The organism is Sandaracinobacteroides hominis, from assembly GCF_016464365.1.
GTDB classification, from domain to species: domain Bacteria; phylum Pseudomonadota; class Alphaproteobacteria; order Sphingomonadales; family Sphingomonadaceae; genus Sandaracinobacteroides; species Sandaracinobacteroides hominis.
The window spans coordinates 31,411-45,917 of record NZ_JADCUC010000007.1 but is presented as its reverse complement, the minus strand read 5'-3'; the positions used below and the strand labels follow the sequence as shown (position 1 = coordinate 45,917).

The 14,507-nt window shown below is 65.9% G+C and carries 15 protein-coding genes; 4 read left to right on the top strand and 11 right to left on the bottom strand.

The window, feature by feature from the left end; all coding sequences use genetic code 11:
- Nucleotides 1-68: 68 nt before the first annotated feature.
- The 8 genes from nadB to fabD form a co-directional block, all read right to left on the bottom strand.
- Nucleotides 69-1,679, bottom strand: a complete 1,611-nt coding sequence (nadB, locus tag IM784_RS14195) for an L-aspartate oxidase (protein WP_235977395.1) — start codon at nt 1,677-1,679, stop codon at nt 69-71.
- A complete protein-coding gene (locus IM784_RS14190; RefSeq protein ID WP_199556004.1) occupies nt 1,676-2,644 on the bottom strand; it encodes an ABC transporter ATP-binding protein in 969 nt (322 codons plus the stop codon). The genes nadB and IM784_RS14190 overlap by 4 nt, the downstream gene beginning before the upstream one ends.
- Entirely contained in the window at nt 2,641-4,065 is a 1,425-nt protein-coding gene (gene leuC / locus IM784_RS14185) for a 3-isopropylmalate dehydratase large subunit (RefSeq protein WP_199556003.1), read from the bottom strand. The genes IM784_RS14190 and leuC overlap by 4 nt, the downstream gene beginning before the upstream one ends.
- Before the next feature lie 70 nt (nt 4,066-4,135).
- Nucleotides 4,136-5,152: an endolytic transglycosylase MltG gene (gene mltG, locus IM784_RS14180; protein ID WP_235977394.1), complete on the bottom strand. Its 1,017-nt coding sequence runs from the start codon at nt 5,150-5,152 to the stop codon at nt 4,136-4,138.
- A gap of 3 nt (nt 5,153-5,155) precedes the next feature.
- Nucleotides 5,156-6,406 carry a beta-ketoacyl-ACP synthase II gene (fabF, locus tag IM784_RS14175; RefSeq protein WP_199556002.1) on the bottom strand — a complete coding sequence of 417 codons (1,251 nt, stop codon included), beginning with the start codon at nt 6,404-6,406 and terminating at the stop codon, nt 5,156-5,158.
- A gap of 228 nt (nt 6,407-6,634) precedes the next feature.
- The gene (locus tag IM784_RS14170; protein ID WP_199556001.1) at nt 6,635-6,871 is read right to left on the bottom strand and encodes an acyl carrier protein; all 237 of its coding nucleotides are present in this window, start codon (nt 6,869-6,871) and stop codon (nt 6,635-6,637) included.
- A 97-nt stretch (nt 6,872-6,968) separates the two neighbouring features.
- Complete coding sequence (gene fabG, locus IM784_RS14165; protein ID WP_199556000.1) at nt 6,969-7,703, bottom strand: 3-oxoacyl-[acyl-carrier-protein] reductase; 735 nt, start codon at nt 7,701-7,703, stop codon at nt 6,969-6,971.
- A gap of 76 nt (nt 7,704-7,779) precedes the next feature.
- On the bottom strand, nt 7,780-8,721 hold the full coding sequence (fabD, locus tag IM784_RS14160; RefSeq protein ID WP_199555999.1) for an ACP S-malonyltransferase: 942 nt from the start codon (nt 8,719-8,721) through the stop codon (nt 7,780-7,782).
- A 278-nt stretch (nt 8,722-8,999) separates the two neighbouring features.
- Between fabD and IM784_RS14155 the strand changes: the two genes are divergently transcribed.
- The 4 genes from IM784_RS14155 (at nt 9,000) to IM784_RS14140 (ending at nt 11,360) form a co-directional block, all read left to right on the top strand.
- A complete protein-coding gene (locus tag IM784_RS14155; protein ID WP_199555998.1) occupies nt 9,000-10,124 on the top strand; it encodes a tetratricopeptide repeat protein in 1,125 nt (374 codons plus the stop codon).
- Nucleotides 10,125-10,268: 144 nt separating this feature from the next.
- Nucleotides 10,269-10,526 (top strand): ribbon-helix-helix domain-containing protein, encoded by a 258-nt coding sequence (locus IM784_RS14150; RefSeq protein ID WP_235977392.1) that lies wholly within the window; start codon nt 10,269-10,271, stop codon nt 10,524-10,526.
- Nucleotides 10,527-10,538: 12 nt separating this feature from the next.
- Nucleotides 10,539-10,853, top strand: a complete 315-nt coding sequence (locus IM784_RS14145) for a type II toxin-antitoxin system RelE/ParE family toxin (RefSeq protein ID WP_199555997.1) — start codon at nt 10,539-10,541, stop codon at nt 10,851-10,853.
- A gap of 69 nt (nt 10,854-10,922) precedes the next feature.
- Nucleotides 10,923-11,360: a hypothetical protein gene (locus IM784_RS14140; RefSeq protein WP_199555996.1), complete on the top strand. Its 438-nt coding sequence runs from the start codon at nt 10,923-10,925 to the stop codon at nt 11,358-11,360.
- Nucleotides 11,361-11,520: 160 nt separating this feature from the next.
- On the opposite strand, the gene pgeF is transcribed toward IM784_RS14140, so the two are convergent.
- From pgeF to IM784_RS14125, 3 genes are read right to left on the bottom strand one after another with little or no spacing between them, the layout of a single operon-like run.
- Nucleotides 11,521-12,270 carry a peptidoglycan editing factor PgeF gene (gene pgeF, locus IM784_RS14135; RefSeq protein ID WP_199555995.1) on the bottom strand — a complete coding sequence of 250 codons (750 nt, stop codon included), beginning with the start codon at nt 12,268-12,270 and terminating at the stop codon, nt 11,521-11,523.
- The gene (locus IM784_RS14130) at nt 12,267-12,791 is read right to left on the bottom strand and encodes a GNAT family N-acetyltransferase (RefSeq protein WP_199555994.1); all 525 of its coding nucleotides are present in this window, start codon (nt 12,789-12,791) and stop codon (nt 12,267-12,269) included. The genes pgeF and IM784_RS14130 overlap by 4 nt, the downstream gene beginning before the upstream one ends.
- A complete protein-coding gene (locus IM784_RS14125) occupies nt 12,781-14,505 on the bottom strand; it encodes a class I adenylate-forming enzyme family protein (protein WP_199555993.1) in 1,725 nt (574 codons plus the stop codon). The genes IM784_RS14130 and IM784_RS14125 overlap by 11 nt, the downstream gene beginning before the upstream one ends.
- Nucleotides 14,506-14,507 lie beyond the last annotated feature (2 nt).

Genomic DNA, 14,507 nt, shown 5'->3' with positions numbered 1-14,507 from the left:
CTGTTGGCGATGTGATATTATAACATGGTGAACGGGTCAATCCGATTCCGGCGAACTAGATTCACGTCCTAACCCGCGAGGCTTGGATAGAGGATGGTGTCGCGCGGCGGTTCCGCAAGGCCCGGATAATCGGTGGTATAGTGCAGCCCGCGCGATTCCTTGCGCGCCTGTGCCGAGCGGACGATCAGGTCGGCCACCTCCACCAGGTTGCGCAGCTCCAGCAGATCGGGCGTGACGCGGAAATTGCCGTAATAATCGTGGATTTCCGACCGCAACAGCGCCACGCGGTGCGCTGCCCGCTCCAGCCGCCGGTCGGTGCGGACGATGCCGACATAGTCCCACATGAAGCGGCGGAGTTCGTCCCAGTTGTGCGTCACCACCACTTCCTCGTCGGAGGATGTCACGCGGCTTTCGTCCCATGGGCGGATGTCGATCGGCGGCGCGGTGTCGTCGAACCGGGCCAGGATCTCGTCGGCGGCGGACGCCCCGAACACCAGGCATTCCAGCAGGCTGTTGGAGGCGAGGCGATTGGCCCCGTGCAGGCCGGATTGCGTGACCTCGCCCACGGCATAGAGGCCGGGCAGATCGGTGCGGCCCTGCAGATCCACCAGCACCCCGCCGCAGCTATAGTGCGCGGCGGGCACTACCGGGATCGGCTGGGTGACGGGATCGATGCCCAGCTCGCGCAGCCGCTTCACGATTGTGGGGAAATGCTCCTCCACAAAGCCGTCGGGCTTGTGCGTCATGTCCAGCAAGACGTGCGGAATGCCCAGCCGCTTCATCTCGGCGTCGATCGCGCGGGCGACCACGTCGCGCGGCGCGAGTTCCAGCCGGCTGTCATAGTTCGCCATGAACGCCGTGCCATCCGGCAGCCGCAAAATGCCGCCCTCGCCCCGCATCGCCTCGGTAATCAGGAAGTTCTTCACCTGCGGATGATACAGGCAGGTGGGATGGAACTGGTTGAATTCCATGTTGGAAACCCGGCAGCCGGCGCGCCACGCCATGGCCATGCCGTCGCCCGTCGAACCATCGGGATTGGTGGAAAAGCGATACACCCGCGAAGCGCCGCCCGTCGCCAGTACCACCGCCCGCGCCAGCAGCCGCCGCACCCGCCCGCTGGTCCGGTCCAGCGCATACAGGCCCATCGCCCGCCGCGGGGAGAAGCCCCGATCCTGCGCATGCCGCTCGGTGATGATGTCGATCGCCACCTGATCGGCCAGGAAGCGGATGCCCGGCGTTGCCAGCGCCGCGCGCTCCAGCGCCTTTTGTACGGCCCAGCCGGTGGCATCGTCCACATGCACGATCCGCCGGGCACTATGCCCGCCCTCGCGCGTCAGGTGCCAGCGTTCGGAGACGGTTTCACCCGGATTGAACGGCACGCCCAGCTTCGCCAGCCGCTCGATGGCCGGGGCGGCGTGCTCCACCACATATTCCACCGTGCGCCGGTCGTTCAGCCCTGCGCCCGCCACCATCGTATCCTCGATATGGCTCTCGAAGGTGTCGCCCTCGTCCAACACGGCGGCGATCCCGCCCTGCGCCCAGCTGGTGGAGCCGGCGGAGATATCCCCCTTCGACAGCACCAGCACCTGCCGCCCGCCGCCGGCCAGGTTGAGCGCTGCGGTAAGCCCCGCGGCACCCGAACCGATGACAATGACGTCGGTCTCGATCAGTTCGCTCAAACCACAGCTCCGGCCGCGGCTCCGATCGGCGCTCCGGTCAGCTCCAGGAACACATCCTCAAGGTCGGCTTCGCGCGTGCTGACATCGACCACCGAAAGCCCGGCCGCCTGCAGCCGCGCAAGCACGGCGCCCGCCTGCGTGCTGCCCTTGTCGTAGAGGATATCCAGCCGGCGCTCGTCCAGCTTCTCCACTCGCGTCACGCCCTCGATGGCGGGAATGGCGACAATGTCGCTTTCCAGCGTCACCACCACGCGCTTTTCCCGCGCCTGCCCCAGCAGGCTCTTCTTGTCGGTGTCGGCAACGATGCGGCCATGGTTGACGATGGCGATGCGGTCGCACAGCTCCTCGGCTTCCTCCAGATAGTGCGTCGTCAGCACCACCGTGGTTCCCGCCGCATGCAGCTCGCGCACATAGGCCCACAGCATCTGCCGGAGCTCGATGTCGACGCCGGCAGTCGGCTCGTCGAGGATGATGACCGGCGGGTTGTGCACCAGCGCCTTGGCGATCAGCAGACGCCGTTTCATGCCGCCGGACAGCGTCCGCGAATAGACATGCGCCTTGTCGTCCAGCCGCACCTTCTTCAGCAATTCCATCGTGCGGCGGCTGGCCTGCGGCACGCCATAGAGGCCCGCCTGCAGCTCCAGCGTCTCGAACGGGGTAAAGAAGGCGTCGAACAGCAGCTCCTGCGGCACCACCCCCAGCGACGCCTTGGCGTTGCGCGGGTGCTGGTCGATGTCGAAGCCCCACACCTCGGCCGTACCCGAGGTCTTCGTCACCAGCCCGGCAAGGATGTTGATCAGCGTCGATTTCCCGGCGCCGTTCGGCCCCAGCAGGCCGAACATGGAGCCGCGCGGGATCTCGAGCGACACGCGATCGAGCGCCCGCTTCCCACCGGCATAGACCTTTTCCAGCGCCTGCAGGCGGATCGCTGCCTCCGCCGGAGGGCGGAAATCAGATGACGTCATGCAAATTGCCTCACGTCAGTCAGGTGACCGGTGATCGCAGCCGCCGCTGCCATCGCTGGCGACATCAGGTGCGTGCGGGCGCCCGGCCCCTGCCGGCCCACGAAATTGCGGTTGGAGGTGGAGGCACAGCGTTCGCCGGCCGGCACCTTGTCGGGGTTCATCCCCAGGCACATCGAGCAGCCGGGCTCGCGCCACTGGAAGCCCGCCTCGGTAAAGATGCGGTCCAGCCCTTCCTGCTCGGCCTGCAGCTTCACGAGGCCCGAGCCGGGCACCACCAGCGCCTGCCGGATGTTGCTGGCCACATGCCGCCCCTTCACGATCGCGGCGGCGGCGCGCAGATCCTCGATGCGGCTGTTGGTGCAGCTGCCGATGAAGATGTTCTCGACTGTCACATCCTCGATCCGCTCGCCCGGCGTCAGGCCCATATAGGCGAGCGATTTGGCGGCCGCCTCGCGCTTGAAGGCATCGGCGAAACTGTCGGGCGAAGGCACCACGCCGGTCACCGCGACCACATCCTCGGGCGACGTGCCCCAGGTGACGAGCGGGGCGATCTTCGTGCCGTCAATCACCACTTCCCGGTCGAACCGCGCGCCCGGATCGGTTGCCAGCTGCCGCCACCAGGCGATGGCCTGCTCCAGCTCGGCGCCCTTCGGCGCGCGTGGGGTGCGGGCGACATAATCGAAGGTCTTCTGGTCGGGCGCGATCAGGCCGGCGCGGGCGCCGCCCTCGATCGACATGTTGCAGAGCGTCATCCGCCCTTCCATCGTCAGCGCCTCGATCACCTCTCCGCGATACTCGGCGACATACCCCGTGCCGCCGGCGGTGCCGATCTCGCCGATGATGGCGAGCGCGACGTCCTTCGCGGTGATCGAAAGCCCAAGGCTGCCGGTCACGGTGATGGCGAGGTTCTTCGACTTCTTCAGCAGCAGCGTCTGCGTCGCAAACACATGCTCCACCTCCGACGTGCCGATGCCGAAGGCCAGCGCCCCGAAGGCGCCGTGGGTAGAGGTGTGGCTGTCGCCGCAGACCATGGTGACGCCCGGAAGCGTGAAGCCCTGCTCCGGGCCGATCACATGGACGATGCCCTGATCGGGGGAGGTGATGTCGAAATATTCGACTCCGAACTCCGCGCAGTTCGTCTTCAACGCCGCCAGCTGGGCGGCGGATTCCGGATCGAGGATCGGCAGGCTGCGGTCGGTCGTCGGCACATTATGGTCCGGCACCGCCAGCGTCAGGTCAGGGCGGCGCAGCCGGCGGCCGGCCGCGCGCAGCCCGTCAAACGCCTGCGGCGTCGTCACTTCATGGATAAGATGGCGGTCGATGAAGATCAGCGAGGTGCCATCGGGCCGGGATTCGACCACATGGTCGTCCCAGATCTTGTCGTACAAGGTTCCTGGGGGAAGGGTGCGGGGGCCAGTCATAAGGCGTTCCGGTTAGGCCCCTGCTGCAATGTCGGTCAAGTAAGGCCTGATCGCAGGTCGGAAACCCCGCCTAAATACCCTTCTCGCGCCGATAGGCGCGCCACTTGCGAACATTCTCCTGATGCTCCTCATAGGTGCGCGCGAACGCATGGCCGCCGGTGCCGTCGGCCACCATATAGAGATAGTCGTGCACCTCGGGGTCGAGCACTGCGGCAAGGCTTTCCCGCCCCGGATTGGTAATCGGACCCTGCGGCAGCCCATCGCGGACATAGGTGTTATAGCCATTGTCGGCCCGCAGTTCCGACTGGCGGATGCCCCGCCGCAGCGGCTTGCCTTTGGTGACCGGATAGATGACCGTCGGGTCGGCCTGCAGCCGCATCCCCGCCTTCAGCCGGTTGGTATAGAGCCCGGCGATGCGCCGCCGTTCGGACGGGTCGCCGGTTTCCTTCTCGACGATGGCGGCCAGGATCACCGCTTCGTCCCTGGATTTCACGGCGATGTTCTCGCTGCGGCGCTCCCACAGGCCGTCCAGCTCCTTGGTCATCGCCGCCTGCATGCGCTTCAGCACGTCGGCGCGCTTCTCGCCGATCTTCGCTTCATAGGTGGCCGGCAGCACCGTGCCTTCGGCCGGCGCCTCCACCCGGCCTTCCAGCCGGCCGACACCGTTCAGCCGCTCCGCCACCTGGATGCTGGGCATGCCCTCGGGAATGGGGATGCGCACGATCAGCGTGTCGCCGCGCTTCATCCGCTCCAGGATGCTGCCCCACCCCTCGCCCTCGAAGAAGCCGTAGGTGCCATACTGGATGTCGCGCTTGTCGCCGATGGTGCGGGCCAGCAGCTCGAACGCCTCCGAGCTCTCGATGACGCCGGCCTTTTCCAGGATATCGGCTGCCTGCCCGATGGACGCGCCCTGCGGAATCGTCACCTCGATGCGCTGCGCGCCGGGCATCGGCGCACGCCGCCACATTGTCGCCGTCCAGACGCTCATCGTCAGCAGCGCCAGCAGCGACAACGCCGCCCCCCAGACAATCCAGCGCGGCTGCCCCGCCAGCTGCTTGCCCCCCGCAGTCTTGCCCCCGTTTGCCAAGCGTCAGGCCGCCTTGCGCATGACCAGCGTTGCGTTCGTCCCGCCAAAGCCGAAGCTGTTGTTGAGCACGGCTTCCACCTTGCGCTCCCTGGCGACCCAAGGAACCAGGTCGACGCCCTCGGCACCCTCGCAGGGGTTTTCCAGATTCAGCGTCGGCGGCACCACCTGATCGCGCATGGCGAGCAGGCAGAAGATGCTTTCCACGGCGCCTGCGCCGCCCAGCAAATGGCCGATGGCCGATTTGGTGCTGCTCATCGAAATCTTGCCGATGGCGTTGCCGAACAGCCGCTTCACCGCGCCCAGCTCGATCTCGTCGCCCATCGGCGTCGACGTGCCGTGCGCGTTCACATAATCGATGTCCGAAGGGTTCAGCCCGGCCCGCTTCAGCGCATTCTGCATCGCCCGGAAGCCGCCCGACCCTTCCGGCTGCGGCGCGGTGACGTGATAGGCGTCGCCCGTCAGGCCATAGCCCACGACTTCGCCATAGATCTTGGCGCCGCGCTTCTTCGCGCGCTCATATTCCTCCAGCACGACGATGCCGGCGCCTTCGCCCATCACGAAGCCGTCGCGGGCCTGGTCCCAGGGGCGGCTGGCGCGGTGCGGCTCGTCGTTGAAGCCGGTGGAAAGGGCGCGGGCCTGCGCAAATCCGGCGATGCCGATCGGGCAGATGGTGGCTTCGGTGCCGCCCGCCACCATCACGTCGGCGTCATCCAGCGCGATCAGCCGCGCCGCGTCGCCGATGGCGTGCGCCCCGGTCGAGCATGCCGTGACGACGGCATGGTTCGGCCCCATCAGGCCATATTTGATCGAAACCTGCCCGGAAACGAGATTGATCAGGCGCCCGTGCACGAAGTGCGGGCTCACCCGCTTCGGGCCACGTTCGTGCAGCACGATGGCTTCCTCGGCAATGCCCGGAAGCCCGCCGATCCCCGATCCGATCAGCGTGCCGGCGCGATAGCGCTCTTCCTCGGACATGCTGGTCAGCCCGGCATCTTCCAGCGCCTGTCCGGCGGCATCGATGCCATAGATGATGAACGGATCGACCTGCCGCTGGATCTTGTGATCGACGCGCAGATTGGGATCGAAATCCTCCGGCTTCACCTCGCAGGCGATGCGGCAGCTGTAATCGGTGGCGTCAAAGCGCGTGATCGGGCCGGCGCCGGATTTCCCGGCGATCAGGCGGTCCCACGTCTGCTGCACGCTTGCGCCCAATGGGGTCACAAGCCCAAGTCCGGTCACGACAACGCGGCGCATTCGCCTCTCCTCATTCGCTTCGGCTTCTGCCGGTCATGCTGTTCGCCGGTCTTTGCCAGCCAGTCCCTCCTGTCGCCATAGCGAGGAGGCCGGAAAATGGAAATGTCCGGAACGGAATCGGCCCCGCAGCGTGAGCCGCAGGGCCGAATCCATTCAAACTGTCCCTGCCGACCGCGTGCAGCGGCGCCGGAACAAGCTGCTTACTTGCCGTTGCCGGCCGGACGCCGCTTATTTCCCGTTGGCGGCGATGAACGCGATCGCGTCCTTCACGGTCAGGATCTTTTCGGCGGCATCGTCGGGGATTTCCACGCCGAATTCATCCTCGAACGCCATCACCAGCTCGACGGTGTCGAGGCTGTCGGCGCCGAGATCGTCGATGAAGCTGGCGTCCTCGGTCACCTTCTCAGCTTCCACGCCCAGATGCTCGACAACGATCTTCTTCACTCGCTCTGCGACGTCGCTCATATGAAACCCTTCCTGTCAGGGCGCCGCCTGTTGTTCACGAGGCCCCGTTAATTGCCTGTCTGCACTAGCCGTGGCTGAACCGCCTTGCAAGCTGCGCTTACGCCATCAGCATCCCGCCATTCACATGAATGGTCTGCCCGGTCACATAAGCGCCCTCGGCACTTGCCAGCCAGACGATGGCGGCCGCCACATCCGAACCCTCGCCGAAACGTCCGGCGGGAATCCGCTCGAACATCTTCGCCTTCTGCTCGTCGTTCAGCGCATCCGTCATCGCCGAGCTGATGAAGCCGGGGGCCACGCAATTCACCGTTACCCCGCGCGAAGCGACCTCGGCGGCAAGGCTGCGGGTCATCCCCTCCAGCCCGGCCTTGGCCGCGGCATAGTTCGCCTGCCCCGGATTGCCCATCGAGCCGACGACCGAGCTGATCGAGAGGATTCGCCCGTGCCGCTGCTTCATCATCGGCCGCATCGCCGCACGCGAGAGGCGGAAAGCGGCCTCCAGGTTGACCGTCAGCACCGCCGCCCAATCCTCGTCCTTCATGCGCATCGCCAGCCCGTCGCGGGTGATGCCGGCGTTGTTGACGAGGATATCCAGCTTGCCCAGCTTCCCGACGGCAGCAGGCACCAGCGCCTCCACTTCGGCGGCATCGTCCAGCCGGCAGGGCAGCACTTCCGCGCCGCCGATTTCCGCGGCGAGCGCGTTCAGCGCGTCGGCGCGCGTGCCGGAAAGCGCCACGGTCGCGCCCTGCGCCTTCAGCGCGCGGGCAATCGCCCCGCCGATTCCGCCGCTGGCGCCCGTTACAAGCGCCGTCTGTCCAGTCAGATCAAACATTCGTTGTTTTCCTTCCTCGCACTAGCTCGGGCGCGCAGTCGCGCTTGCGGCGCTCCGCGCCGGGCTCCGCATTCCCTCAGAGCGCCTTCAGCACGGCGTCGATATCGTCAGGCTTCATCACGGAAAGGTTGGTCACATCGGGTGCGATTCGCTTGATCATCGGCCCCAGCACCTTGCCGCCCAGCTCCACCATATGCGTCACGCCGGCAGCCGCCATCGCCTCCACCGATTCGCGCCAGCGCACCGTTCCCGTCACCTGCTCCACCAGCAGCGTGCGAATCTGCGCCGGGTCGCTCACAGCCGCCGCCGTCACATTCGCATAGACCGGCACCAGCGGCGCGGCGATGTCGGCAGCGGCCAGCGTCTCGGCCATCACCTCTGCCGCAGGTGCCATCAGCGGGCAGTGGAACGGCGCGGAAACCGGCAGCAGGATCGCCTTGCCGCCCTTTGCCTTCGCCAGCGCCACGGCGCGCCCGACCGCCTCGGCATTGCCGGAAACCACCACCTGCCCGGCGGCATTGTCGTTGGCGACAGCGCACACCTGGCCTTCGGCCGCCTCGGCCGCAATCGCCTGCACATCGGGCATCGACATTCCCAGCAGCGCCGCCATCCCGCCGACACCGGGAGCGACCGCCGCCTGCATCGCGTCGCCGCGCTTGCGCAGCAGGCGGGCGGTATCGGCAAGCTTCAGCGATCCCGCCGCCGACAACGCGCTGTATTCGCCCAGGCTATGCCCGGCGACGAAATTCGCCTTCTCCGACAGGCGGAAGCCGCCCTCGCCTTCCAGCACCGCCAGCGCCGCAAGGCTCGCCGCCATGATCGCCGGCTGGGCATTGGCGGTCAGCGTCAGCCTGTCCTCGGGCCCATCGAACATCAGCCGCGACAGATGCTCGCCCAATGCCTCGTCCACCTCCTGCAGCACGGCGCGGGCGGCGGGGCTGGCATCAGCCATGGCGCGGCCCATGCCCACCGATTGGGAACCTTGCCCCGGAAACAGAAATGCTATCGTCACGGCCATACTCGCTCTGTTTTTTGACTGAATGGCGGCTGACTAGCCCATCCGGCGGCGCTGTCCAATCGCGCTTGAGACACGTTCCGTCTCACGCACGGACTTCACAGGGGTTGTGGCAACATGTTGCGCTTTTCTTGGGCGGATGCTTCGCCTATGCAGTCCGCCACACTGGGAGAGGGGGCTCCGACCAGCTGTTCACCTGCACGCCAGACTCGGCATGGCAAGGTGAACATATGTTGTGTCCTTCCCTGCCAAAGGATTGCTAGCGACAAGAAAGGTCGTCGATGAAGCTGGTTTCGAAGCTTGCTCTTGGTCTTGGACTTGCCACCGCGCTGCCGCTGGCCGGTGTACCCCTTATCTCCGGCGCCGCCATGGCGCAGGCGATTTCCCCCGCCGTCGGCAAGCCGCTGCAACAGGCCTCCAACGCTGCCAAGGCCGGCAACACCGCCGCCGCGCAGAATTATGTGAACCAGGCACGTTCGGCTGCGAGCACCTCCACCGAGCGGACCAAGGTCGCCCAGATGGCTGCCTATGTTTATACCCGCAGCGGGCAATATGGGCAGGCCGCCGCCGAGCTGGAGCGCATCGGCGCTCCGCCGAGCCAGCTGGCTCCGCTCTATTATCAGGCCCGCCAATATGACAAGGCGATCGCCGCCGCCCAGCGTTCGGGCCAGACGACCATCGTCGCCCAATCCTATCTGCAGCAGGGCAAGTCGGCCGAAGCCGCCAAGATCTATCAGCAGATGCTGGCGAAGAGCCCGAACAACCCGGCGCTGCTGCAGAACCTGGCCGGCGCCCAGTTCAAAATGGGCGATCGCAAGGCCTATCTCGCCACCATCCAGAAGCTGATCCGCGTCGACCCGACCCCGAATCGCTGGCGCGCGCTGCTGATCGACATGAAGGCCGCGCCGATGTCGCGCGACTCGAAGCTGGCAATGTACCACCTGATGCGCGAAACGGGGAACCTGACGACGCCCGCAGACGTGCAGGAATTCGCCAAGCTCGCCATCGTCGGCGGCCAGCCGGGCGTTGCGGCCGATGCCGTGAACGCGGCATCCGCCAGCGGCGTGCTTCCCGCCGGCGATCCGATGACCAGCAAGCTGGTGCAGGCCGCCACCAAGCGGCAGGCGCAGGCGCTGGCAGCGGCCCCGGCCGCCGCCAAGTCCCCGAACACGGCGCTGGCCGCCGGCAACGCCTATCTGGGCGCCGGCCAGTATCCGCAGGCGATCGCCGCCTTCACCACCGCGCAAAAGGGCCCGAACCCGGGCGAAGCGGCGCTGTTCAAGGGCATCGCCCAGGCGCGCGCCGGCAACTTCGCGGCCGCCAAGGCAACCTTCAGCGCAGTTCCCGCCGGCAATGTCTCCGAAATCGCCGGCCTGTGGCAGCTGTTCGCCTCCACCAAGGGCTGATCGGCTTGCTTTAGGGTTTGAAAAGCCCCTCTCCCGGATGCCGGGGGAGGGGCTTTTCGTTTTTAGGATGTATCCGGCTCCATCGGAAGTTGCCGCTGTCCACAATATTGATTATGTTGAGGACACGTTGAGCAAGGACTTGTGATGGCCAACACGATGACGCTGAATGTTCGGGTGAGCGGGACACTGGGTGAGTTTGTCGAGGCCAATGTCGGGGACAACGGAGCGTATGAAAATGTCAGCGAGTATGTGCGCGACCTGATCCGCCGCGACAAGGAGCGGGTGGAGTCCGAGGCATTCGCGCGCCTGAAAGCAGAGTTGACCGTCGCCTTCGCCGCGCCCGAAGTGGCCTATGAGGCTCTGGACGCCGAAACGATCATCCGCCGCAACGCGCGACACTGACGGGACCGACGCATGGTCGCTTTTCGGGTTCAGGCCGGAGCCGGTCGCCGGCTGGACGAAATCTACGTCTATACGCGCGATACGTGGGGCGAGGAGCAGGCAGCCAGATATATACAGGGCCTGTTCGAACGATTTGACGAGATTGCATCCCGCAGGATTCCCTGGCGCGCCATTCCAGCCGAGTTCGGAGTGGACGGCTTCCATTGTCGCTATTCGAATCACTACATCTACTGGCGATTGCTGTCAGATGGAGCGGTGGGGATCGTGACCGTGCTGCATGAACGGATGCACCAGCTTGATCGGTTTCGCGAGGATTTGCCGAAATGATGGGCTGCGAGCGGCGGTCAGCGCTATCGATGTCATTGCACGCGCCAGCCACACCGGTAGAAGGAATGTATGACCAGCGTCTCTCCCCTGATCCCCGAGCTTGCGCGCTGGAACAATGGCAAGGGTATTGCGCCGGATTCCTGGATATTTGTTGAGGGGCGGGCAGACCATGCCCTTGGCTTCTGCTCATTCCTATGGCCTGAGTTCGTGAAGTTTGAAGGCTATGTGCTTCGCTCACCGCTTGATGTTGAGCGGCTGCGGGGATGGGAGAGAAGCGGGGAGCATACTCGCCAGCAGATCGAAACGGCCATGAATGCCTTTCTGCTGGAAGGCGCTTTTCCGACCGACAAAGCTGAAAGCGAGTTGAAGGAGAAGCAGTGCGAGCGCCTGGCAGAAATCATGGCGGACATGCTTGCTGCGAAGCTGGCTTGCGATTTTCCGGGGCTGCATTTCGAGACTTTCACGATGAGCGGCTATGACTTCGGTGTCTCGTTCCATCAGCTTTAGCGTTCGCGACCCGCTACAAAGCCGAAGATCGCCGCAGGCAACCAACCTTGAATGCCTCCTCAAAGACCTGGCGGTGGTGCGCGAACATAGAGGGTGCAGGGAAATCATTTCCCTGCCGGGTGCCGGGCAGAGCCCGGCCCGCCGGAGGCCGGCTGACACCCTAAAGCGCGATCAAACTGATCTGCCGCCCATAATCCGGCTCTCCGGCCAGCGTCGTCCGCCGATAACTGAAAAACCGCCCCGGATCGGATTTCGTATCGGCCCCCAGCGCTTCGGCGCGTTCGACGCCGGCTTCGCGGAGGCGGTGGAGGCAATAGGCTTCGAGATCGAAATGGGCGTGGCCGGGGCGGCCTTCGGCGAAGAATAGGGCGTTTTCCGCATCCGCATCCTCGAAGCGGGTGCGGAAGGCGACATCCACTTCGTAGGAACGTCGGGCGATGCAGGGGCCGACTGCTGCGGCGATGCGGTCGCGGCGGGCGCCGAGCTTTTCCATCAGGTCTACCGTCGCGCCGATGACGCCGGTGAAGGCGCCTTTCCAGCCGGCGTGGGCGGCGGCGATCACGCCGGCCTCGGCGTCCTCGAACAGCAAAGGTCCGCAATCGGCGGTGAGGATGCCGAGCGCGAGGCCGGGGCGGTTGGTGACGACGGCATCGGCGTGCGGGCGGGCATCGTCGGGCCAGTCGCCGGCTTCGACGGCCAGTGCGCTGTGCACCTGATGCAGCGTCACCAGCCGCGCGCCCGGCGCGACTGCCTCCACGGCGCGGCGGCGGTTTTCCCGAACGGCCTCTACGCGGTCGCAGGAGCCGAGGCCGACGTTGAGGCTGGTGAAGATGCCTTCGGAAACCCCGCCCGTGCGGCCCAGAAATCCGTGTGGAGAGGAAAGCGTGCGCGCAGTCAGGCGGGTGATCACAAATCGAGCCTCAGGATCCGGTCGTCATCGACCGTGTTGCCGACCCGGTATTCGTACTTGCCGACTTCGATGAAGCCCTGCTTGTCGTAGAAGCGGCGCGCCCGGTGGTTTTCCACCCAGACTGTCAGGTACAGCTCCTCGTAGCCCTGCGCCCGCGCTTCGCCGATGGCCCAGTCCATCAGCGTTTGCGCAAGGCCGGTGCCCTTGGCCGCTTCATCCAGATAGAGTTGCCGAAGCACCCACCAGCGGCGGCTGGAGTTGGTTTCGAGGTCATACGGCCCCAGCGTGCAATAGCCGAGCAACAGTCCGTCCGCGTCCTCGCCCAGCATCACGGCGTGGTCGGCATCGGTGCATTCGTGGCGGAACCGCTCCTCGCTGCAGCCCGCCAGGAACTCGGCCAATTCTTGCGCAGGATAGAGATGCCCGAAGGTCGCGGTGAAGCTCTTGTGGAACATGTCGCGCACGGCGGCGGCATCGGCCGCCCCCGCCCGCCGCAAGGTGTAAGAGGGCTCAGGCCGCACGGCTGCCGTGCAGTTCGCGGAAATGCTTGCGCAGCGTCACCTTGTCGATCTTGCCCGATCCCAGTTTCGGCAGCGGCTCGCTGTGCAGCCACAGCCGCGCGGGCACCTTGAAGGCGGCGAGGTCGCGGCGGACGAAATCGACCAGCGCATCGGCCTCCACCGGCTCGCCGGGCTTCAGATAGACGACGGCGCCGACGATCTCGCCCAGCCGCTCGTCGGGGAGCCCGAAGACCGAGGCTTCGGCGACGGCCGGATGGCCATAGATCGCATCCTCCACCTCGACGGCGGAGATATTCTCGCCGCCGCGGATGATGATGTCCTTCTTGCGGTCGACGATGGTGAGGTAATTGTCCTCGTCGAAAACGCCGAGGTCGCCGGTCTTGAACCAGCCATTGGCGGTAAAGGCGGCGGCAGTCTGCTCGGGCTTGTTCCAGTATCCGCGGACATTGGCCGAGGAGCGGATGCAGATCTCGCCGACTTCGCCCACGGGCACCGGCTCCATATTGTCGTCCGCGGCCATCATTTCCACCAGAGGCTTCGTCGGCCGCCCGGTGGAGCCAGGTCGCAGGCGATAATTGTCGCGGATGTTCCCGGCGCCGACACCATTGGTCTCGGTCAGGCCATAGCCGATCGCCGGGTTCTTGCCCGGAAAGGCATCGGCGATGCGGCCGACATGCTCCGCCGGGCGCGGCGCACCGCCGGCGGCGATGTCGAGCAGGGTGGAGAGATCATATTTCTCGCGGTCGGGGTGCTGCATCAGCTCCAGCGACATGGTGGGCACGCCGACGAAATAGGTGGCGCGCTCCTTCTCGATCAGGCGCAGCGCGTCGCCGGCATCCCATTTGTGCATGATCACCAGCTTGCGGCCAATGGCGACCGACACCAGCATCACCGGCACACTGCCGGTGATATGGAACAGCGGCACGTTCAGCAGCATCACCTGCTGTTCCGGCAGCTCGGTGCCCTGCGCCTGCGCCAGCTGCAGCATGGCCAGGCCCTGCACCAGATAATTCAGCGCACCGCCGACCACCGCGCGATGCGTGGCGACGGCCCCCTTCGGCGCCCCGGTGGAACCGGAGGTGTACATGATGGTGGCGTCGTCTTCGGGGTAGATCGGCGGCAGATACCAGGGCGTCGCGGGAGAGGCCGCCAGCGCATCCTCCAGCGTTTCGGCCCCCAGCTGCGCCGCAACCGCATGGCTGGTGCGCACCGTGACCAGCGGGATCTTCAGGTCATGTATGTCCGCAACCCGCCGCAGCCGCTCCTCGTCGACGATGGCGAGCCGGCTGCCCGAATCCTTCAGGCCATATGCCAGCTCGTCGGTCTTCCACCAGGCGTTCATCGGCACGACGATGGCGCCGATCATGATGGCGCCGATGAAGGCCGTCACCCATTCGGGATAGTTGCGCATGGCGATGGTGACGCGGTCGCCCTTCGCGATGCCATAGCGGTGCTGCAGCATGGCGGCGATCTTCACCGATTGCGCCTGCACATCGGCAAAGGTCAGCCGGTCGCCCTCGTAAACCAGGAACTCCTTGTCGGCATGCGCCGGCAGGAAGAAGCCCAGATATTCCCGCAGGGACGGCGGCGCATTCTCGAATACCGGCAGCTCCAGGCCGCGGATGGTCGCCTTGCCGATGGCGAGCTGGCCGCCGGGCGCGGTGATGGCCGCAGTGGCAGCGTCGATCGCCTTGTCGAGTTCGGTGAGAGCCATGC